Genomic DNA, 21,430 nt, shown 5'->3' with positions numbered 1-21,430 from the left:
ATCTCCTAGGTAGGGGTTGTGAACAGTGGAGGAAGGTTTATTGGTGCCGCAGGGGCGCGCGGCTGGTTTCCCGTGACAGGGACACCGCGATGAGTGAGATGAAGGCTGCGCCTACGAGGTACCAGGCCGGCGCAAGGTCATTGGCGGTCAGCGCAATGAGGAGCGTGGCGACGTAGGGTGCAGTTCCGCCGAAAAGTGCGTTGGAGAGGTTGAAGCTGACGGCAAAACCGCTGTACCGGACCCTGGTGGGAAACATTTCAGCCAGGAAGCTCGGGAGTGTTCCGTCATTCAGTGTCAGCATGGCGCCCAGCAGGATCTGGACCAGCACGATCACGAGGAAGTTGCCGGTATCCAACAGCGCAAAGGCCGGAACGGTGAGCACTATGAACAGCACCGAGGCGGATATGAGCACCTTCTTGCGGCCGAAGCGGTCCGAGAGCATCCCCGTGAGGAAGATGAAGCCGATATACGTGACGAGTGCGATGGTGGTGGCGAAGTACGACTCCGCTGCACCCACGCCGAGCTCTGCAGAGAGGTAGGTAGGCATGTAGCTGAGGATCACGTAGAAGCCCACGGCGTTGAGGAGCACAGCTCCCACGGCCTGAAGTAACTGGCGCCAATGGTTCCTGAAGAGGCTGCGGACCGGTGCCTTGATGGCGTTGTCTTCGGCGGCGAGTTCACGGAAGACCGGCGTGTCTTCAAGCTTGGTGCGGATGTAGCGACCGATCAGGCCCATGGGAGCGGCGAGCAGGAAGGGGAGGCGCCAGCCCCAGCTTTCCATCTGGTCCGAGCTGAGCACGCTCGTCATGAGGGTAACCAGCAGAGAACCAAGCAGGAGTCCGGCAGCGGTGCTTGCGGGTACGACCGCGGCGTAGAGTCCGCGTTTGTTGGCTGGCGCATACTCCACGAGGAAGGCTGAGGCGCCGGCATATTCACCCGAGGCGGAGAACCCCTGGATGATGCGGATGAACAGGAGCAGCAGCGGCGCCCAGGCTCCGATGCTGGCATAGCTGGGAATCAGTGCAATGCAGAATGTCGCGGCGGACATGATGAGGATTGACAGGGAGAGTGCGTTCCGCCGTCCCACCTTGTCACCGATATGGCCCCACACGAAGCCGCCCAGCGGGCGGACCAGGAAGGAAACGGCGAAGAGGGCGAAGGTCTGCAGAAGAGCGGCCTGCGGGTCGGACTCAGGGAAGAAAACGGCTGCGATCGTTGTGGCGAGGTAACCGTACACCGCGTAGTCGAACCATTCGACGAAGTTGCCGATGAAGCTGGCGGCTACTACCCGCCGTCGGGTGTCTTTGCCTACTCCGGTCGGATGTACTCGTCCCTGTCCGCTGAGGGTCGGTCCTAGGGTAGGGGCGTCGTTGCCCGTTGTGCCAGTCATGAAAACCACCAAGTTGTCGGGAGTTGCATTCAGTGCAACCTTGTTGCATCAGACTAGATGTGGTGTCGATCACTGTCAATAGCGGAACCCACAGGGGCGCACCGGTGGCGGCGGGGTGCAGCTCCGCTTCACAGACGGTCATGGAAAATTCCGGAGTTGGCGTTTGGCCAGGCATCCCTGCGGGCCGCCCGCCGGTTCAACTCCGTGGCCCCCTGCAGGAGGGCGGCAATGAAACCCACCCAAACCCCGGTGCCTACAGCACGGTGCGGATGGTTTCCTCGAAGCTGGTGATGTGCTCCAGGGCGAGTTTCGCAGCCTGGTCCGCGTCGCCGTCGCCGATGGCCTTGAGGAGCCGGACGTGCTCGGAGACGTGCCCGGCGACGGTGGGCACCTTGTCCAGGACGAGGCACCAGATGCGGGTTGCGAGGTTATCCAGTCGGATCAGGGTGTCTTCGAGGTGCGGGTTCCCCGCGGTGCGGTAGATGATCCTGTGTACGTTGAGGTCGTAGCGCATCAGGTCCGACATGTTCCCCGGGGCGGCGTCATCCAGACGCTGAATGTCATCCGCGAGGGTGAAGAGTTCCTCCCGCATCCGGGCATTGGCACTGAGCGCGGCCTTGCGTGCGGCCAGCGGTTCAAGGACGCGGCGCAGTTCGGAAATGTCCGCCAGGGCTGTGATGTCGACAATCGTCGCGAAAGTTCCCCTGCGCGGGTAGGAGACCACCATGTGGTCCGTCTCCAGCCGCTTGAGCGCTTCGCGGACGGGTGTGCGCCCGATGCCCAGTTGGGCCGCAAGCTGACCGTCGTTGATCGGGTCACCCGGCCGGATGTCGAGCATGATCAGCCGGTCGCGCAGCTCCCGGTAGGCGCGCTCGGCCAGGGATAGGTGTCCTTCGGTCCTTTCTGGAAATGCCTCGGTCACGCTCATGGGTATCTCCTTTGCCCAGGCTGATCCGCCACAGGCACTTTCATGAGCCTGTTGACGCTGTGTGATCTACAGCATACCATTTAGTCCAGTACTGATATATCAGTCAGACATTAGTCGTCTACTTTCGAAGGAAGGGCCACTCGTGACGAACCTGTCAATCACCCTGGCCGCGGCAGATCCCGAGATCAAAGCCGCCATTGATCATGAACTCGAGCGTCAGCAGTCGACGCTGGAGATGATTGCCTCGGAGAATTTCGCGCCCACGGCCGTGATGGAGGCGCAGGGCTCGGTCCTCACCAACAAGTACGCCGAGGGCTATCCCGGCAAGCGTTACTACGGCGGCTGCGAGCACGTCGATGTGATCGAGCAGCTCGCCATCGACCGTGTGAAGGCCCTCTTCGGGGCGGAGTACGCCAACGTGCAGCCGCACTCCGGCGCCCAGGCCAACGCGGCCGCGATGTTTGCACTCCTGGATCCCGGCGACACCATCCTCGGACTCAATCTCGCCCACGGCGGCCACCTCACCCACGGAATGAAGATCAACTTCTCCGGCAAGCTTTACAACGTGGTGCCGTACCACGTTCGCGAGGATGACCACCGGGTGGACATGGCGCAGGTGGAGGCACTGGCGCTCGAGCACCGGCCGAAGATGATCATCACCGGCTGGTCGGCCTATTCCCGCCAGCTTGATTTCGCGGAGTTCCGCCGGATCGCTGACCTGGTCGGCGCTTTCCTTTTGGTGGACATGGCGCACTTCGCCGGGCTCGTGGCAGCCGGGCTGCATCCGAGTCCGGTCCCCTACGCCGACGTTGTCACCACCACCACGCACAAAACCCTCGGCGGGCCGCGCGGAGGTGTCATCCTCAGCCGCGCCGGGTATTCGAAGAAGATCAACAGCGCCGTCTTCCCCGGGCAGCAGGGCGGGCCCCTGCAGCACGTCATCGCCGCCAAGGCGGTTGCGTTCAAGATGGCAGCAACACAGGACTTCCGCGAACGTCAGCAGCGCACCCTCGACGGTGCCCGCGCACTGGCAGGACGGCTGATGGAAGACGACGTTGCCCGCGCCGGAATCTCGGTGGTCACCGGTGGAACCGACGTGCACCTGGTCCTCGTTGACCTGCGCAACTCCGAGCTCGACGGACAGCAGGCTGAAGACCGGCTGCACCGCATCGGAATCACCGTCAACCGCAACGCAGTGCCGTTTGACCCCCGCCCGCCCATGGTTTCCTCCGGGCTGCGAATCGGAACGCCGGCGCTGGCAACCCGGGGCTTCGGCGCCGGTGAATTCGACGAGGTGGCAGACATCATCGCAGCAGCCCTCAGTCTTGACCTGACCGACGAACTCCAGGCGGAGCTGCGGGACCGCGTAGCCGTCCTCGCCGAGAAGTTCCCGCTCTACCCGAACCTGAACGGAGACCTTTCATGACCGCCGATCTGCTGCCGGAGCATCCTGATTTCCTCTGGCGCAACCCGGAGCCCAAAACCTCCTATGACGCCATTATTGTGGGCGGCGGCGGACACGGGCTTGCCACCGCGTACTTCCTCGCCAAGAACCACGGGATGACCAACATCGCCGTGCTGGAGCGCGGATGGCTGGCCGGCGGCAATATGGCCCGCAACACCACCATCATCCGCTCCAACTACCTCTGGGATGAAAGCGCGGCCATCTACGAGCACTCGCTCAAGCTGTGGGAGCGACTCCCGGAAGAACTCGAGTATGACTTCCTCTTCAGCCAGCGCGGCGTGATGAATCTTGCCCACACCCTGGGCGATGTCCGCGAGAGTATGCGCCGCGTCAACGCCAACCAGCTCAACGGCGTGGACGCGGAGTGGCTGGACCCGCGGCAGGTCAAGGAACTCTGCCCCATCCTCAACATTTCCGACAACATCCGCTACCCGGTGCTTGGCGCGACGTACCAGCCGCGCGCCGGGATCGCCAAGCACGACCACGTGGCCTGGGCATTCGCACGCAAGTGCGACGAAATGGGTGTCGACATCATCCAGAACTGCGAGGTCACCGGGTTCATCAAGGACGGCAACCGTGTGGTCGGCGTTGAGACCAGCCGCGGCCGGATCAACACCGGCGCCGTGGGGCTGGCCGCTGCCGGGCACAGCAGCGTCCTCGCGAAACTCGCCGGCTTCGATCTGCCCATCCAGTCCCACCCACTCCAGGCCCTGGTCTCTGAACTGCATGAACCGGTGCATCCTACCGTGGTCATGTCCAACCACGTTCACGTCTACGTCTCGCAAGCGCACAAGGGCGAGCTGGTGATGGGGGCGGGGGTTGACTCCTACAGCGGCTACGGCCAGCGCGGGTCCTTCCACGTCATCGAGGAACAGATGGCAGCCGCCGTCGAACTCTTCCCGATCTTCGCCCGGGCGCACGTGCTGCGCACCTGGGGCGGGATCGTGGACGTGACGCTCGATGCCTCACCGATTGTCGGTAAGACCCCGGTGGACAACATGTACGTCAACTGCGGCTGGGGGACCGGTGGGTTCAAGGGCACTCCCGGCGCCGGCTGGGCCTTCGCCCACACCATTGCCTCGGGCGAGCCCCACGAACTGAACGCCCCGTTTGCGCTGGACCGCTTTGTCTCCGGCGCCCTCATCGATGAGCACGGCGCAGCTGCCGTAGCGCACTAGATCTTCGCCACTAATCAAAGGACAGTCATGCTGTTGATCAACTGCCCCTGGTGCGGAGCCAGGGACGAAAACGAATACCACTACGGCGGCCAGGCCCATGTTGCCTACCCCGAGAACCCGTCCGACCTCAGCGACGAGGAATGGGCGCGTTACCTCTTCTACCGGGAGAACCCGAAGGGAATCTCCGCGGAGCGCTGGGTGCACAGCACCGGGTGCCGCCGGTGGTTCAACGTGCTGCGCGACACCGTCACGTACGAGGTTCTCTCTGTCTACCGCATGGGACAGCCCCGTCCCGATGCCAGCACCCTCACACCCTCCGGCGCACCCGCCTTCGGACCAACGGGAGGACCCCGATGAGCCAGTTCCACCGTCTGCCATCCGGCGGACATATCGACCGGTCCCGCGTACTGAGCTTCACCATCGACGGCGAGGCGTTCACCGGTCACCCCGGCGACACTGTGGCGTCCGCGCTCCTGGCCAACGGCCGGATTTCGGCCGCGCCCTCCCTTTACCTCGGCCGGCCCCGCGGAATTATGAGCGCCGGAGTCGATGAACCCAACGCGCTTCTCCGGGTTGAGGCAGCGGAGGACGGCGGCACCGCAGAATCGATGCTTCCCGCCACCATGGTGGAACTGGTCGACGGGCTCCGCGCCGGGTACCTGTCCGGCAGGGGCAAACTCGACCCCACCCCGGACAACGCCGTCTACGACAAGAAGTACGTTCACACCGACGTCGCCGTTGTTGGCGGCGGACCGGCCGGGCTGGCCGCGGCACGCGCGGCAGCGGCAACCGGTTCCCGCGTCATCCTCCTGGACGACCAGCCCGAACCGGGCGGCGCGGTCCTGTCCGGTCCCCGTGAAGACGGCCCGGCTGCAGAGACCATCGACGGCGTGCCAGCCCGCGAGTGGGTACGGACCGTCGTCGCCGAGCTGGCCGCTGCCCCCGAAACCACGGTGCTCAGCAGATCCAGCGTCTTCGGCAGCTATGACGGCAACTACCTCATCGCAGTCCAGAACCGTACCGACCACCTGGCCACCCCGGCGCCGGCAGGCGTCTCCCGTCAGCGCGTCTGGCATATCCGGGCTGCCCAGGTTGTCCTCGCAACCGGCGCCCACGAACGCCCGCTCGTGTTCCGGAACAACGACAGGCCGGGCATGATGCTCGCCTCGGCCGTGCGCACGTACCTCAACCGGTACGCCGTACTCGCCGGCCGCAACGTGGTGCTCGCAACCACCAATGACAGCGTCTATGACCTGGCCGGGGAGCTCGCAGCACAGGGTGTCACGGTTGCCGCCGTCGTCGACACCCGCCCGGGCCTGAGCACCGCTGCCCGCCGCGCGGCAGAGGCCGGCATCCGGGTGATTCCCGGCAGCGCCGTCATCGACACTGACGCCCGGGACAACGGCACCGCCGAAGCCAGGGGCAGGATCACCTCGGTGACGATCAGTGCGATCGACAGCGACGGCGCACTGGCCGGCGAGGCGGAAACTCTGGACTGTGACCTTCTTGCAGTCTCCGGCGGCTTCAGCCCGGTAGTCCACCTGCACAGCCAGCGTCAGGGGAAACTGCGCTGGGACGAGGACCTCGTGGCCTTCGTGCCCGCCGCCGAGGTGGAGGCCCAGCAGGTTGTCGGTGCCGCCCGTGGCACCTACCGGCTGGACGGCTGTGTTGCCGAGGGCAAGTCAGCCGGGGCGATTGCCGCGTTCAACGCCGGCTTCGTGAACGACGGCGGCATCCAGGCCGCAACTCCGCTTGCCGACTTGCCGCCCGCGGACGGGGTCACCCGTCCGCTGTGGCTCGCCCCCGCGCCCGAGGGCACGGACTGGAGCGCGCACTTCGTGGATCTGCAGCGCGACCAGTCCGTGGCCGACGTACTCCGCGCAACCGGTGCCGGCATGCGCAGCGTGGAACACATCAAGCGCTACACCTCCATCAGCACCGCCAATGACCAGGGCAAGACCTCCGGGGTCAACGCCATCGGCGTGATCGCCGCGGCACTGAACGGAAATGACGGCGGCACGAGCCTCGGCGAGATCGGCACCACCACCTTCCGCGCACCCTACGCGCCGGTCGCGTTCGCGGCGCTTGCGGGCCGGGAGCGCGGTGAGCTGTTCGATCCCGCTCGCATCACCCCGATCCACTCCTGGCACGTTGCCCACGGCGCGAAGTTCGAGGACGTCGGCCAGTGGAAGCGTCCCTGGTACTACCCTCAGCCGGGGGAGGACATGGACACAGCGGTGCTGCGCGAATGCGCGGCAGTACGCAACAGCGTCGGCTTCATGGATGCCACCACCCTCGGAAAAATCGAAGTGCGAGGGAAGGACGCCGGTGAGTTCCTCAACCGGATCTACACCAACGCGTTCAAGAAGCTGGCTCCCGGTTCCGCCCGCTACGGCGTGATGTGCACGCCGGACGGCATGATTTTCGACGACGGCGTCAACCTCCGCCTGGACGACGACCGCTACTTCCTGACCACCACCACCGGTGGTGCCGCGAAGGTGCTGGACTGGCTGGAGGAATGGTCCCAGACCGAGTGGCCTGAACTCGACGTGGTGTTCACTTCGGTGACCGAGCAGTATTCCACGGTCGCCGTCGTCGGGCCCAAATCCCGCGAGGTGATTGCCCGGCTGGCACCGGACCTGGACGTCTCCAACGACGCCTTCGGGTTCATGACGTTCCGCGAAACCGTGCTGGCCTCCGGCGTTCCGGCGCGGATCTGCCGGATCTCCTTCTCCGGTGAGCTGGCGTTCGAGATCAACGTGGCCTCCTGGTACGGGCTGCACGTCTGGGAGTCGGTCGCTGACGCGGGAGCCGAGTTCGGTATCACCCCGTACGGCACCGAAACCATGCACGTGCTGCGCGCCGAAAAGGGCTACCCGATCGTCGGGCAGGACACCGACGGTACGGTCACCCCGCAGGATGCGGGCATGGAGTGGATCGTCTCGAAGGTCAAGGACTTCATCGGCAAGCGCTCCTACGCGCGGCTGGACAGTAGCCGCACGGACCGCAAGCACATGGTGAGCGTGCTGCCGGTGGACGGAACAATCCGTCTGCCCGAGGGTACCCAGCTTGTCTCAACCGGCGTACCGATCACCCCGGAAGCGGGACCGGTGCCGATGGAAGGGCACGTCACCTCGAGCTACCACAGCGCCGCGCTGGGCAGGTCCTTCGGGCTGGCACTGATCAGGAACGGCCGGAACCGCATCGGCGAAACACTCATTGCCCCGGTGAACGGCCAGCTGGTCGAAGTCACCGTGGGAGAAACCGTACTGTACGACGCCGAAGGGAGCCGTCGCGATGGCTGAGCAGGTAACCATGACATCACCGACATCACCGACATCACCGCTGGACGCACGGGTTGCTGGGGCGCAGCTGCGCCGGAGCCCGCTCGCGCACCTGGAAGAGGCGCTATGGGAGGGAACCAACCCCGGCGCTGCACTCCACGAAGTCCCGTTCCTCACCATGGTGGGGCTGCGCGCAGACCCAGCCTCACCGGCGGGGGACGCTCTCTCCGCAGCGGCCGGCGCCCCGCTGCCCACCCGCTGCGGTGAGGTCAGCGGCAGTCCGGCCGGAACGGCCATCCTCTGGCAGGGGCCGGATGAGTTCCTGCTGGTGGCCCCCGACGGCTCGGACGCGGCGCGGGAACTGGCAGTTGCGCTGGGAGATGCGCCAGGCGCCGTCGTCGATCTCTCCGCCAACCGGACTACCCTGGAACTGAGCGGTCCGTCCGCCCGCAAGGTGCTGGAGAAGGGCTGTCCGCTGGATCTGCACCCCCGGGTCTTCAAGCCCGGGACAGCGGTGTCCACCCTGCTGGGCCCGGTTCCGGTGCTGCTGTGGCAGGTGGATGAGACTACCTACCGGATCTTCCCGCGGGCCTCCTTCGCGGAGTACGTTGCGCGCTGGCTGCTGGATGCCGTGGCCGAATTCGGTTCCCCCGAGGTCCCCTGATGAAGCTCTCCGCACTTGACCTGTTCTCCATCGGCATCGGTCCCTCGTCCTCCCACACGGTGGGACCGATGCGTGCCGCGCGGCTTTTCATCGAGGAGCTGCGCGGACAGGAGGTGCTGGAACGGACCCGACGGGTGCGGGCGGAACTGTTCGGTTCGCTCGGTGCGACCGGCCGGGGACACGGATCCGACCAGGCGGTGGTGCTCGGGCTCACGGGGGAGGACCCGGAAACGGTGGACACCGCCACTGCCGGACAGGCGTTCCGGGCGGTGCTCGAGGAAGGGAAACTCAACCTCGCCGGCAGCCGGCGCATCGGGTTCAACAGCGCGGAGGACCTCATCCTGCACCGGCGGAAGGCGCTGCCTTACCACCCCAACGGGATGGCCTTCACAGCGTTCGACGACGGCGGCATACCCGTCCTGGAGCGCACCTTTTACTCCGTGGGCGGCGGATTCGTAGTCGACGAATCCGCCGCCGGCGCGGACCGCATCAGCGCCGACCGGACGAGTGTTCCGTACCCCTTCAGCACGGCTGCGGAGCTTCTCGAACAGTGCGCCCGGACAGGGAAGCCGGTCAGCGGGATCATGCTGGCCAACGAGCTCTCCTGGCGGACCGAGTCCGAGCTGCGCCGGGAACTGTTGCGTATCTGGGTGGTTATGCAGGAGTGCGTCGCCAACGGCTGCGACAGCGAAGGAGTCCTTCCCGGCGGACTCAGGGTCCGCCGTCGTGCGCCGCAGCTCTTCAAGGAACTGACCGAGGCCGACGCCGCCGCCGACCCCCTGCGGGCCATGGGCTGGGTGAACCTCTTTGCGCTCGCCGTCAACGAGGAAAACGCCGCGGGCGGGCGCATCGTCACCGCTCCCACCAACGGCGCCGCCGGGATAGTGCCGGCAGTGCTGCATTACTACGTGAAGTTTGTGCCGGGAGCTGACGACGACGGCGTCATCCGGTTTCTGCTCACCGCGGCAGCCATCGGGATTCTTTTCAAGGAGAACGCATCGATCTCCGGTGCTGAAGTCGGATGCCAGGGTGAGGTTGGGTCCGCCTGCTCAATGGCGGCCGGCGCTCTCTGTGAAGTGCTGGGCGGCTCCCCGCAGCAGGTGGAGAAGGCCGCGGAGATGGGAATCGAGCACAACCTCGGCCTCACCTGCGACCCGGTAGGCGGCCTGGTGCAGGTCCCGTGCATCGAACGCAACGCCATCGCGAGCATCAAGGCGATCAACTCCGCCCGGCTGGCGCTCAGCGGCGACTGCGGGCACATCGTTTCCCTTGACCAGGCCATCCGGACCATGCGCGACACGGGCGCAGACATGAAATCGAAATACAAGGAGACCTCCCGCGGCGGCCTCGCCGTGAACGTCCCCGTGAATGTAACGGAGTGCTAAAAATGACCACCCTGCAGATGAACCAGACGGAAGCAGCCATCGGATCGTCCACAAGGACCGCCGTGGAACACGTCCTCACCCTCGACTGCGCCGAGGCGCCCGGGATTGTTCACGCTGTCACCGGATTCCTGGTGGACCACGGCTGCGACATCGTGGACAACAAGCAGTTCGGCGACCGCCGCCGGGGCCACTTCTTCATGCGGATCCATGTGGCGTCCGAACCGGCGCCTGAGCCGGACGTGGAGTCGGAAACGGAGCGGGCGGAGCGGGCTGCCGAACGTTTCCGGAAGGATTTCGCTCCGCTCGCCGAACGCTTCGGAATGCGGTGGCAGCTTCACCGCCACGGTGAGAAGCGGCGTGTGCTGATCATGGTGTCGAAGTTTGGGCACTGCCTGAACGATCTGCTCTTCCGTGCCGCCAGCGGTGAGCTGCCGGTTGAGGTTGTTGCGGTGGTTTCCAACCACCTGGACCAGCAGTCACTTGTGGAGTGGCACGGGATCCCGTTCTTCCACGTCCCGGTCGCTGCCGGGACGAAGCCGGCCGCCGAGCAGCGGCTGCTGGAACTGGTCGATGACTATGACGTGGAGCTGGTGGTGCTGGCCAGATACATGCAGGTCCTCAGCGATGAACTTGCCACCCGGCTCACCGGACGGACCATCAACATCCATCACTCATTCCTGCCCAGCTTCAAGGGTGCCAAGCCCTACCACCAGGCGTACGAGCGGGGCGTCAAAACCGTCGGCGCCACCGCACACTACGTGGACAGCGAGCTGGACGAGGGGCCGATCATCTCCCAGCAGGTCATGGAGGTTGACCACACTTTCGGCCCCGAGGAACTGGTCGCGGCCGGTCGGGACACCGAGTGCAAGGCGCTTTCCAACGCGGTGAAGTGGCACTGCGAGGGCAGAGTGATCCTGCAGGACAACCGGACGGTCGTGCTGCGGTAACCGCTGCCGCGCCGGGCTTCTACGAGCGGGCGTCGCCCGCGGGGTCGTCCGTCTCGTAGACGTCCGGGATGCCGTCGTGGTCCGCGTCGACCGACTCCTCAGCCTCGATCCTGCGGTACTGCCGGTTGCGGGTGCTGAGCACCACCGCGGCGATGAGCGCCGCCAGTACGGAGGCGGTCAGCACGGCAACTTTCGCGAAGTCGGTACTGGGACTGTCCGCCGGGAAGCTGAGTTCGGCAATCAGCAGTGAGACCGTGAACCCGATCCCGGCCAGCAGTGAGACGCCGAACAGGTCGATCCACCGGTAGGAATGGTCCAGGCGCTGGCCAGAGATCCTGATGGTGAGCCAGGTGGCGCCGACAATTCCGATCGGTTTCCCGGCGACCAGGCCCACGATAATGCCCACGGTGACCGGTGCGGTGAGGGCAGCGCCCAGACCCTCCCAGCCTCCGACCGCCACTCCTGCCGAGAAGAACGCGAAGACGGGAACGGCGAAGCCTGCGGAAATCGGGCGGAAGCGGTGCTCGAATTCCTCGGCCAGCCCATGCCCGGCTTCAGGGCCACCGCTGGCCTGGCTGCGCAGTACGGGAACCGCGAAGCCAAGGAGAACGCCGGCTACTGTGGCGTGGATGCCGGCCTCGTGGACCAGGACCCACACCACGAGGCCCAGGGGAAGGAGAATCACCCAGGCTGCCCAGGCATGCAGGCCGAAGAACCGGGGAAAGCGCTGCGCCAGGAAGGCGAAGACGGCCAGCGGAATCAGCGCCAGCAGGAGCGGCGTTACTCCGACTTCCTCGGTGTAGAAGACGGCGATGATGGTGATGGCCATCAGGTCATCCACCACAGCGAGGGTCAGCAGGAACAGCCGGAGCGCCGGCGGCAGATGGGAACCGATGATGGCCAGGACTGCTACCGCGAAGGCGATATCCGTGGCGGTGGGGATGGCCCACCCGCCCGCGGTTTCGCTGCCTGCGTTGAAGAGCAGGTAGATCCCCGCAGGAACCGCCACTCCGCCGACGGCCGCAGCCACGGGAACCATGGCGTGGCGGGGGTTGCGCAGGTCCCCGGCGACGAACTCGCGTTTGAGCTCCAGGCCCACCAGGAAGAAGAAGATCGCCAGAAGTCCGTCAGCTGCCCACTTGCCCAGGCTGAGCCGCAGATGCCACGGCTCATACCCGACCTCATAGTTGCGCAGTGCAAAGTAGGAATCCGCCCAGGGCGAGTTTGCCCACACAATCGCGATCAGGGCGGCGGCTACCAGGAGGATGCCGCCGACGGTTTCCTTGCGCAGGATCTCGCCGATCCGCAGGACTTCGGGATAGCTGCGCCGGCGCGGGCTGTCACGGCGGTGGTCTTCCGGGGGAGAATTATGCTCGGGTGTCATGGTGGTTCCTTGAGTCGATCGGGCAGCGTGGACATACGCCGACCAGACTTCCCGGCTCACCAGAACGTTCAGTCTACGTAGTCATCGCGTGTGTGCCCAATCTTCCGGACGGGGGAGGAACGACGTCGGCCCTGGATCAAGCGCCGGCCAGGGCGCAGCTGGGAGCGCGTGCAATAATAGTTTTGTGAGTCAACCAACTTCTCTGCGGCCGGAAGCCCGCAAGGAGTCGGGCTTGCTCCTGCTCTTCGTGGGCCTGATGCTTTCGATGCTCCTGGCCGCTCTGAACCAGATGATCCTCAGCACGGCGCTGCCCACTATCGTCGGCGAGCTCAACGGCGTCGACCAGATGCTCTGGGTGATCACCGCCTACATCCTGGCCGCGACGATCGTCATGCCGATCTACGGCAAGCTCGGCGATCTGATCGGCCGCAAGGGCCTCCTCCTGTTCGCCATCGGCATCTTCATGGCGGGATCCATCGTTGGCGGCCTCGCGCCGAACATGGAGTGGCTCATCGCAGGCCGTGCCGTTCAGGGACTCGGCGGCGGCGGACTGATGATCCTCTCACAGGCGATCATTGCCGACGTCGTTCCGGCCCGGGAGCGCGGCAGATACATGGGTGCCATGGGCGGGGTCTTTGCCTTCGCCTCGGTGGCCGGACCACTGCTGGGCGGTTGGTTCACCGAGGGCCCCGGCTGGCGCTGGATGTTCTGGATCAACATGCCGCTGGGGCTCCTCGCCGTTGTGGTGGTGCTCTTCCACCTGCATCTGCCCGCGCGTGAACGGACCCACCCGCACGTCGACATCGCCGGGATGGTCCTGCTCGCCATTGCCACGACGTCGCTGGTTCTGGCGGGCACCTGGGGCGGCACCCGGTACCCGTGGATGTCGGCGCCGATTCTCGGCCTGCTCGCCCTCGCGCTGGTGACGGCCGGCCTGTTTGTTGCGGTCGAGCGCAGGGCAAAGGAACCCATCCTGCCGATGAACCTGTTCCGGGAACGCAACTTCATTCTCACCACCGCCGGCGGCCTGCTCATCGGCGTAACCATGTTCGGCGCTATCGGTTACCTGCCCACCTACCTGCAGATGGTGACCGGCGCCAGCGCCACCAACGCCGGGCTCCTGATGATCCCGATGATGGGCGCACTGATCCTGACCTCCACCGTTTCGGGGTTCCTGGTGAGCAGGACCGGCCGGTACAAGTGGATGCCCATCGCCGGTGCGCTCGCCGTCACCGCCGCGCTACTGCTTCTTTCGACCATGGGGCCGCTCGTGGCGGTCTGGGTGATCTGCGCCTACATCGCCGTGATGGGCGCGGGGCTGGGGCTCACCATGCAGATCCTGGTGCTCATCGTGCAGAACACGTTCCCCAACCGAGTGGTGGGGACGGCGACGGCCTCGAACAACTACTTCCGGCAGATCGGCGCCACCCTGGGCTCGGCAGTTGTCGGCAGCCTGTTCACCGCGCGGGTGGCCGAACTCCTGGTGGAGCGGTTGCCCGCCGGCGGGGCTGCGCTGGATGGTGGCCCCAATTCGCTCACTCCGGAGATTGTCAGCGGGCTGCCCGACGCCCTCCGGTTGCCGATCATCCAGTCCTACAATGACGCACTCACGCCGCTGTTCCTCTACATGGCGCCGCTCGGTGTGATCGCTGCGCTCCTGTTCGCGTTCGTCCACGAGAAGGAACTCTCCAGGGTGATCGAGCGGGATGCCCCGGTGTCGGCCGCTCCGGACCTCTCGGCGGGAATGGACGCCCAGGCGGAGCGCAAGCCGGCATCTGGCGGGCGGATATAACGGGCCCGGCGGCTTCATCCCGTCATCTCCGCCCGCCCGGAATGAGCCAACAGTTGTCGTCAGAGGGGTTATGCCAGGTTCCATGTTTTGATAGTATGTCAGGACAAAGTAGGGAAACTACCCAAGGAGCCCCCATGCCCCTCGTCCGCATTGACGTGAATACCGGCCGGACCCCCCAGCAAGTACAGGACATCAGCAGTGCCGTACATCGGGCGATCGTTGACGAGTATCGGATCCCCGAGCGCGATCTGTTCCACATCCTCACCGAGCATCCGTCAGGGCAACTGCGCGCCCAGGATGCAGGCCTTGGGTTCGAGCGCAGCGAAGGCGTGGTGATGATCCAGATCTTCACTCAGCGAGGTCGCAGTCAGGACGCCAAGACGGCCCTGTTTGCCCGCGTCGCATCGAGCCTCGGACAAGTGGGTGTCGACGGCGCCGACATCTTCATTGGCTACGTCGAGAATGGCGCAGGGGACTGGTCATTCGGGTTCGGTCGCGCGCAGTACGTAACCGGCGAACTCGCGGTCCCATCCGCAGCCGGGGCTATGTAGCGATGTCAGTACAAACATTTGACAGGACAAGCGTCATGAGGCACAGTGAACATGTGCTTCACTTCACACCCGCTCCAGCCAGCATGCGAAAGGCAGGTGCGCCGTGCCCCACGACGTGCTGACCATCGGACGCATAAGCGTCGACATTTATCCCAACGACATCGGAGTCGACCTGGAGGATGTCACGTCCTTCGGGAAATACCTCGGCGGCTCGCCCTCCAACGTAGCCGTCGCGGCGGCACGCCACGGCCGTTCGACGGCGGTAATCACCCGCACGGGTGAGGACCCTTTCGGGGCCTACCTCCACCGTGAACTGCGCAAGTTCAACGTCGATGACAGCTTCGTGACTGCGGTGCCCCTCTGGCCAACACCTGTAACCTTCTGCGCGATCAAGCCGCCGCACGACTTCCCGCTGTACTTCTACCGGACCCCGACAGCACCTGATCTGCAGATCAGCGCGGAGGAACTCGACCTGGACGCGATCAGGAATGCGCGGATCTTCTGGTCCACCGTCACCGGCCTCTCCCAGGAACCCAGCCGCAGCGCGCATCTCAAAGCTCACGAGGTCCGCCCCCGCACGGGACTCGTCGCGGGCCAGTACACCATCCTGGACCTCGACTACCGGCCCATGTTCTGGGAAACGGAAGAAGCCGCACGAGCGCAGATCGCCAGGGTCCTGCCGCACGTCACCGTTGCGATTGGCAACGACAAGGAATGCTCCGTCGCCGTCGGTGAGGGCAGCCCGGATGAGCAGGCCGACCGTTTACTCGCCGCCGGGGTGGAGATCGCGGTCGTCAAGCTCGGGCATGAGGGCGTCATGGCAAAGACCCGCACGGAACGGGTGGTCTCTGCCCCGGTCCAGGTCGAGACGGTCAACGGCCTCGGCGCGGGAGATTCCTTCGGTGGCGCGTTCTGCCACGGACTCCTGGCCGGCTGGCCGCTGCAGCAGGTGCTGGACTATGCGAACACCGCCGGAGCCATCGTCGCCTCCCGCCTCTCGTGCGCCGACGCGATGCCGACGCCGGAGGAAGTCACCTCCCTGCTGGCCGAACGCGGACGGCTGGTGCCGACCAATGCGTGAAGCCACCACCGACTCCCGACGCTACGATCACCTCAGCCGGGTCCGGCTGGAAGATCCAGGAGCCGTCGCCCGAGCCGCCAAGACGCGCCGACCGCACCCGGGCCTGATCTACGGTAAGCAGAATTTCATCGTCGCCGCCGATCATCCGGCCCGGGGCGCCCTGGCGGTGCGTTCAAACCCGGCGGCAATGGCCGACCGGCTCGACCTGCTGGACCGGCTACAGATCGCCCTGTCCAACCCCGCCGTCGACGGCGTCCTCGCCTCGCCTGACATCCTCGACGACCTGCTGCTGCTCGGCGCGCTGGACGGGAAACTGCTGTTCGGCTCAATGAACCGCGGCGGCCTGGCAGGCTTCGTCAACGAGATCGACGACCGGTTCACCGGCCACACAGCGCCCGTCCTGGCCGAGCTCGGCGCCACCGGTGGCAAGATGCTCACCCGCATCTGCCTCGGTGACCCCGCGACAGCCCGCGCCCTGGAAGCCACGGCGAAAGCGGTCGACAGTCTCGCCGAGCACCAGCTTGTCGCCATGGTGGAGCCGTTCCTGTCCACGTGGCACAACGGCAAGATCGTCAACGACCTCAGCGCCGACGCCGTGATCAAGTCGGTCGCCATTGCCCAGAGCCTTGGTAGCAGCAGCGCCTACACGTGGATGAAGCTGCCGGTCGTCCCCGAGATGGAACGGGTCATGGACTCCACCACGCTGCCCACCGTCCTCCTCGGCGGTGACCCGGCAGCGGCACCGGACGAGGTGTACGAGAGCTGGGGCCGTGCGCTCGCACTGCCGGGCGTGCAGGGCCTGACCGTCGGTCGGACCCTCCTTTACCCCCAGGACGACGACGTCGCAGGAGCCGTCGCCACCGCCGCCTCGCTGCTGCGGACCGATACAACCTCTGAACCCCGAAAGGAACTGGCCCTCTGATGGCTACGCGCAGAATGACCGTCGCCCAGGCCGTCGTCGAATTCCTGGGCCGCCAGTACACAGTTGATACTGCCGGCGGCTCGGGTTCAGGCACTGTGTACCGCGAGCGGCTGATTCCGGGCATGTTCGGGATCTTCGGGCACGGCAACGTCGCAGGTGTCGGGCAAGCGCTCAAGCAGTACCAGGTTTCCGACCCTGCGCTGATGCCCTACTACCAGGGACGCAACGAACAGGCTCAGGTGCACCAGGCGGTGGGCTATGCCCGGCACACGCGCCGCCGCGCCACCTACGCTGTGAGCACCTCCATCGGGCCGGGCTCCACCAACCTGCTGACCGGTGCCGCCCTGGCCACAACCAATCGGCTTCCCGTCCTGCTGCTGCCCAGCGACACCTTCGCCTCCCGGGCAGCGGACCCGGTTCTGCAGCAGCTCGAGCGTCCGGAGGCATACGACGTCTCCGTCAACGATGCCTTCAGACCGCTCTCGCGATACTTCGACCGCGTGTCTCGGCCGGAGCAGCTGTTCTCCGCGCTGCTGAATGGGCTGCGCGTCCTCACCGACCCGGCCGAGACCGGCGCCGTCACCATCTCTCTGCCGCAGGACGTACAGGCCGAAGCGCTCGACGTGCCCGAAGAATTCCTCGCCGAGCGTGACTGGCGCATTCGCAGGCCCGAGCCGGAAGCGGAGGACATCCGGGCGGCCGCCGAGGCTATCCGCGCTGCCAGGCGCCCCCTGATCGTCGCCGGCGGCGGAGTACTCTACGCCTTTGCCCAGGACGAACTGGCGGCTTTCACCGAAGCCACCGGGATCCCGGTCGGCAACACGCAGGCCGGCGTGGGTGTGCTGCCCTGGGACTCGAGTCACTCACTGGGGGCCATCGGCTCCACCGGCACGACGGCGGCCAACGCTATTGCGGCCGAAGCTGACCTGATTATCGGCATCGGCACCCGGTACGAAGACTTCACGACGGCGTCGCGCACGGCATTCCAGAATCCGGACGTGCGCTTCATCAACATCAATGTTGCCGCCATCGACGCGTACAAGCAGGGCACCTCCCTGCCCATCGTCGCCGACGCCCGCAAGGCGCTGGTCAAGCTCACCGAGGTCCTCGGCGGTTACCGGGCAGGCGCTGACCTTGAGCAGGCCGTCTCCCGTGCAAAGAGCAGCTGGGACAGCATCGTCGATGCTGCGTTCGACGAGCGGCACACCCCGTTGCCGTCCCAGAATGAGATCATCGGTGCCGCCAACCGCGCGATGGATCCGCAGGACGTCGTCATCTGTGCCGCCGGTTCACTGCCGGGTGACCTGCACAAGATGTGGCGGGTACGCGACCCCTGGGGTTACCACGTGGAATATGCGTACTCCTGCATGGGCTACGAAATCCCGGGCGGGCTCGGTGTGAAGCGTGCAGCAATCGCAGAAGCCCAACGGGGCGGCCAGGAGCGCGACGTCGTCGTGATGGTGGGAGACGGATCCTACCTGATGATGCACACCGAACTGGTGACCGCGGTCGCCGAGGGAATCAAGCTGATCGTGGTGCTGATCCAGAACCACGGCTACGCTTCCATCGGCGCGCTCTCCGAGATGCTCGGCTCCCAGCGCTTCGGCACCAGATACCGCACGCTGGACAAGGACCGACACACGTTCGACGACGGCCCAACCCTGCCGATCGACCTCGCCACCAACGCCGAATCCCTGGGCGCCAGGGTGATCCGGATCGCGCCCGGGGCAAGCGTGATCGCCGATCTCGAAGTTGCCATCAAGGACGCCAAGTCCGGCACCGAGGGAAGCGGCCCTGTCGTCATCCACGTCGAATCGGACCCGCTGCTGGACGCCCCCAGCTCCGAATCCTGGTGGGATGTTCCGGTCTCGGAAGTATCCGAGCTGGAATCCACCCAGGACGCCTACCAGACCTACACCCACCACAAGTCCCGCCAGAAGCCCTTCCTGGGCTGAAACGGCAACGCAAAGGAGCGGATCATGACATCCACCGTCGCAGAGACCAGCACCATCACCCACTTCATCAACGGCGTCGAGACCGCGGGCTCCGGTGACCGCACCCAGTCGGTGTACAACCCGGCCACCGGACAGGTCAGCGCGGAGCTGCGGCTCGCGAACGCCGGGGACATCAACGCGGCCGTCGCCGCAGCACGTGCCGCCGCCGACAGCTGGGGCAACACCTCCATGGCCCGCCGGACCTCGATCCTGTTCGCGTTCCGCGAGCTGGTTGCTTCCCACATCGACGAGCTCGCCGCCCTCATCACCGCTGAGCACGGCAAGGTGCTCTCGGACGCCAAGGGCGAGATCGGACGAGGACTCGAAGTCGTCGAGTTCGCGTGCGGCATTTCCCAGCTGCTAAAGGGAGAGTACTCCGACCAGGCGTCCACCGGCATCGACGTCTATTCGTTCCGGGAGCCGGTCGGTGTCGTCGCGGGCATCACCCCGTTCAACTTCCCCGTGATGGTGCCGCTGTGGATGGCGCCGGTGGCCATCGCCGCAGGCAACGCGTTCATCCTCAAGCCTTCCGAACGCGACCCCTCGCCCTCACTCCTTCTTGCCCGGCTGTGGAAGCAGGCCGGACTGCCCGACGGCGTCTTCAACGTCCTGCACGGCGACAAGGAGGCTGTGGACGGTCTGCTGACCCACCGCGATGTCGACGCGATCTCCTTCGTCGGCTCGACCCCGGTGGCCCGCTACATCCAGGAAACCGCCATCGCGCACGGCAAGCGTGTGCAGGCACTGGGCGGCGCCAAGAACCACGCGGTGATCATGCCCGACGCCGACCTCGACAATGCGGCTGACCACCTGGCGGCAGCAGCGTTCGGCTCGGCCGGGCAGCGCTGCATGGCGATCTCCGTGGCTGTGGCCGTCGGAGAGGCGGCCGACGCCGTCGTCGACAAGGTCCGCGAGCGTGCCTCTGCTGTCCACGTCAACGAGGGCACCACGCCCGACGCCGACATGGGTCCCGTCATTACCCCGGCATCGAAGTCGCGCATCTTGAAGATCGTCACCGAAGCCGAGCAGGACGGCGCCGCCCTCGTGGTGGACGGCCGGGATTTGGTGGTCAAGGGCCATGAGGAGGGCTTCTTCGTCGGCCCCACCGTCCTGGACCGGGTGCGCACGGACATGAGCGCCTACTCTGAGGAAATCTTCGGCCCGGTGCTCGTGGTGGTCCGGGTGGAGACACTTGAGGAAGCGATCGACCTCATCAACGCCAATCCGTACGGCAACGGCACGGCGATCTTCACCTCCTCCGGCGCCTATGCCCGCACCTTCCAGCGTTCCATCAAGGTGGGGATGGTCGGTGTCAATGTTCCGCTGCCGGTGCCCGTGGCGCACCACTCGTTCGGTGGCTGGAAGAACTCCCTCTTCGGTGACCTGCATATCTACGGGCCCGACGGCGTCAGGTTCTACACGCGGGGCAAGGTCATCACCCAGCGGTGGCCGGAACCGGCACACGTCTCCGCCGCCTCCTACGCATTCCCCAGCAGCTAGGACGGACCATCACCATGACCAACGACAACAAGCTGATCATCGGCACCGCACCCGACTCCTGGGGCGTGTGGTTTCCCGACGACCCGAAGCAGACTCCCTGGGAACGCTTCCTCGACGAGGTGGCCGAGGCCGGGTACAAGTGGATCGAGCTGGGCCCGTACGGGTACCTGCCCACCGACCCGTCGCGGCTGGCCGATGAGCTCGCGCAGCGGGACCTGAAGATCTCCGCCGGTACGGTGTTCACCGCCTTCCACCGGGGGAAAGACCAGTGGGAGGAAGCCTGGGAGCCCGCACTCCGGGTCGCCGAACTGACCGCGGCCATGGGTGGCGAACACATCGTCGTCATCCCGGCGATGTGGCGCGACGACGTGACAGGTGAGGCGGTGGAGAACGAGGTTCTCACGCCCGAACAGTGGGATTCGCTCTTTGGCGGGCATGACGAACTCGGGCGTCGCCTGCGTGATCAGTTCGGCCTGCAGCAGCAGTTCCATTCCCACGCAGATTCCCATGTGCAGGGTCAGCGGGACATCGAGCGGCTGCTGGAAAACACCGACTCGGAGCTGCTCACCCTCTGCCTGGACACCGGCCATGCCGAGTACGGCGGAGCCAGCAGCGTGGACCTCATCCGCAAGTACCCCGAGCGGATCGGCTACCTGCACCTGAAGCAGATCAACCCCGACGTCCTGGCGACGGTCCGAGAGCAGAACCTGACCTGGGCGGCAGCGAACACCGCCGGCGTCATGATTGAGCCGCCGAACGGACTGCCGGACCTCCGCGAGGTCATCGAGGCGGTCGAGTCGCTGCAGAAGCCGATCTTCGGGATCGTCGAGCAGGACATGTACCCCGTCGATTTCGACGTCCCGCTGCCCATCGCCGCCCGCACCCGCAAGTACCTGCTTTCCTGCGGTTCCCGTACCACCGTCCGCTGAGCAGCTGATCCACACCGACCAAAAGGAACAAACATC

General features: G+C 65.8%; 17 protein-coding genes. 14 read left to right on the top strand and 3 right to left on the bottom strand.

The features are described from left to right. Positions 1-37: 37 nt before the first annotated feature. Both BLS52_RS08090 and BLS52_RS08085 read right to left on the bottom strand, forming a co-directional pair. On the bottom strand, positions 38-1,390 hold the full coding sequence (locus BLS52_RS08090; RefSeq protein WP_090585888.1) for an MFS transporter: 1,353 nt from the start codon (positions 1,388-1,390) through the stop codon (positions 38-40). A 253-nt stretch (positions 1,391-1,643) separates the two neighbouring features. Further along, entirely contained in the window at positions 1,644-2,318 is a 675-nt protein-coding gene (locus BLS52_RS08085; protein ID WP_090585773.1) for a GntR family transcriptional regulator, read from the bottom strand. Positions 2,319-2,460: 142 nt separating this feature from the next. Between BLS52_RS08085 and glyA the strand changes: the two genes are divergently transcribed. The 7 genes from glyA to purU are packed head-to-tail and all read left to right on the top strand — an operon-like array spanning position 2,461 to position 11,241. Continuing rightward, a complete protein-coding gene (glyA, locus tag BLS52_RS08080) occupies positions 2,461-3,744 on the top strand; it encodes a serine hydroxymethyltransferase (RefSeq protein ID WP_090585772.1) in 1,284 nt (427 codons plus the stop codon). Then, positions 3,741-4,961: a sarcosine oxidase subunit beta family protein gene (locus BLS52_RS08075; RefSeq protein WP_090585770.1), complete on the top strand. Its 1,221-nt coding sequence runs from the start codon at positions 3,741-3,743 to the stop codon at positions 4,959-4,961. Before glyA ends, BLS52_RS08075 begins: the two co-directional genes overlap by 4 nt. Positions 4,962-4,988: 27 nt before the next feature. Next, on the top strand, positions 4,989-5,318 hold the full coding sequence (locus tag BLS52_RS08070) for a sarcosine oxidase subunit delta (protein WP_090585769.1): 330 nt from the start codon (positions 4,989-4,991) through the stop codon (positions 5,316-5,318). Next, positions 5,315-8,266: a 2Fe-2S iron-sulfur cluster-binding protein gene (locus BLS52_RS08065; protein WP_090585767.1), complete on the top strand. Its 2,952-nt coding sequence runs from the start codon at positions 5,315-5,317 to the stop codon at positions 8,264-8,266. Before BLS52_RS08070 ends, BLS52_RS08065 begins: the two co-directional genes overlap by 4 nt. Beyond that, entirely contained in the window at positions 8,259-8,909 is a 651-nt protein-coding gene (locus tag BLS52_RS08060; protein ID WP_090585765.1) for a sarcosine oxidase subunit gamma, read from the top strand. The genes BLS52_RS08065 and BLS52_RS08060 overlap by 8 nt, the downstream gene beginning before the upstream one ends. Further along, the gene (locus BLS52_RS08055) at positions 8,909-10,294 is read left to right on the top strand and encodes an L-serine ammonia-lyase (RefSeq protein WP_090585763.1); all 1,386 of its coding nucleotides are present in this window, start codon (positions 8,909-8,911) and stop codon (positions 10,292-10,294) included. The genes BLS52_RS08060 and BLS52_RS08055 overlap by 1 nt, the downstream gene beginning before the upstream one ends. Before the next feature lie 2 nt (positions 10,295-10,296). Then, entirely contained in the window at positions 10,297-11,241 is a 945-nt protein-coding gene (gene purU / locus BLS52_RS08050) for a formyltetrahydrofolate deformylase (protein WP_090585761.1), read from the top strand. 19 nt (positions 11,242-11,260) lie between these two features. Here purU and nhaA read toward each other — a convergent pair whose 3' ends face one another. Then, on the bottom strand, positions 11,261-12,625 hold the full coding sequence (nhaA, locus tag BLS52_RS08045) for a Na+/H+ antiporter NhaA (RefSeq protein ID WP_090585759.1): 1,365 nt from the start codon (positions 12,623-12,625) through the stop codon (positions 11,261-11,263). 184 nt (positions 12,626-12,809) lie between these two features. Here nhaA and BLS52_RS08040 point away from each other — a divergent pair, with 184 nt between their 5' ends. The 7 genes from BLS52_RS08040 (at position 12,810) to BLS52_RS08010 (ending at position 21,394) form a co-directional block, all read left to right on the top strand. Further along, the gene (locus BLS52_RS08040) at positions 12,810-14,417 is read left to right on the top strand and encodes an MDR family MFS transporter (RefSeq protein ID WP_245702757.1); all 1,608 of its coding nucleotides are present in this window, start codon (positions 12,810-12,812) and stop codon (positions 14,415-14,417) included. 134 nt (positions 14,418-14,551) lie between these two features. Further along, on the top strand, positions 14,552-14,968 hold the full coding sequence (locus tag BLS52_RS08035; RefSeq protein WP_090585758.1) for a tautomerase family protein: 417 nt from the start codon (positions 14,552-14,554) through the stop codon (positions 14,966-14,968). Positions 14,969-15,071: 103 nt separating this feature from the next. Further along, positions 15,072-16,049, top strand: a complete 978-nt coding sequence (gene iolC, locus BLS52_RS08030) for a 5-dehydro-2-deoxygluconokinase (protein WP_090585756.1) — start codon at positions 15,072-15,074, stop codon at positions 16,047-16,049. Next, on the top strand, positions 16,042-16,971 hold the full coding sequence (locus BLS52_RS08025) for a Cgl0159 family (beta/alpha)8-fold protein (protein ID WP_090585754.1): 930 nt from the start codon (positions 16,042-16,044) through the stop codon (positions 16,969-16,971). Before iolC ends, BLS52_RS08025 begins: the two co-directional genes overlap by 8 nt. Before the next feature lie 14 nt (positions 16,972-16,985). Beyond that, positions 16,986-18,926: a 3D-(3,5/4)-trihydroxycyclohexane-1,2-dione acylhydrolase (decyclizing) gene (iolD, locus tag BLS52_RS08020; protein WP_090585752.1), complete on the top strand. Its 1,941-nt coding sequence runs from the start codon at positions 16,986-16,988 to the stop codon at positions 18,924-18,926. 24 nt (positions 18,927-18,950) lie between these two features. Beyond that, positions 18,951-20,465: a CoA-acylating methylmalonate-semialdehyde dehydrogenase gene (locus BLS52_RS08015; RefSeq protein WP_090585750.1), complete on the top strand. Its 1,515-nt coding sequence runs from the start codon at positions 18,951-18,953 to the stop codon at positions 20,463-20,465. A 14-nt stretch (positions 20,466-20,479) separates the two neighbouring features. Continuing rightward, positions 20,480-21,394 (top strand): sugar phosphate isomerase/epimerase family protein, encoded by a 915-nt coding sequence (locus BLS52_RS08010; protein WP_090585748.1) that lies wholly within the window; start codon positions 20,480-20,482, stop codon positions 21,392-21,394. Positions 21,395-21,430: the final 36 nt, after the last annotated feature.

This window comes from Arthrobacter subterraneus (assembly GCF_900099735.1).
Taxonomy (GTDB): Bacteria; Actinomycetota; Actinomycetes; order Actinomycetales; family Micrococcaceae; genus Arthrobacter_D; species Arthrobacter_D subterraneus.
Note: the sequence above shows the minus strand (reverse complement) of the source record. Positions and strands in the feature narration are given on the sequence as shown.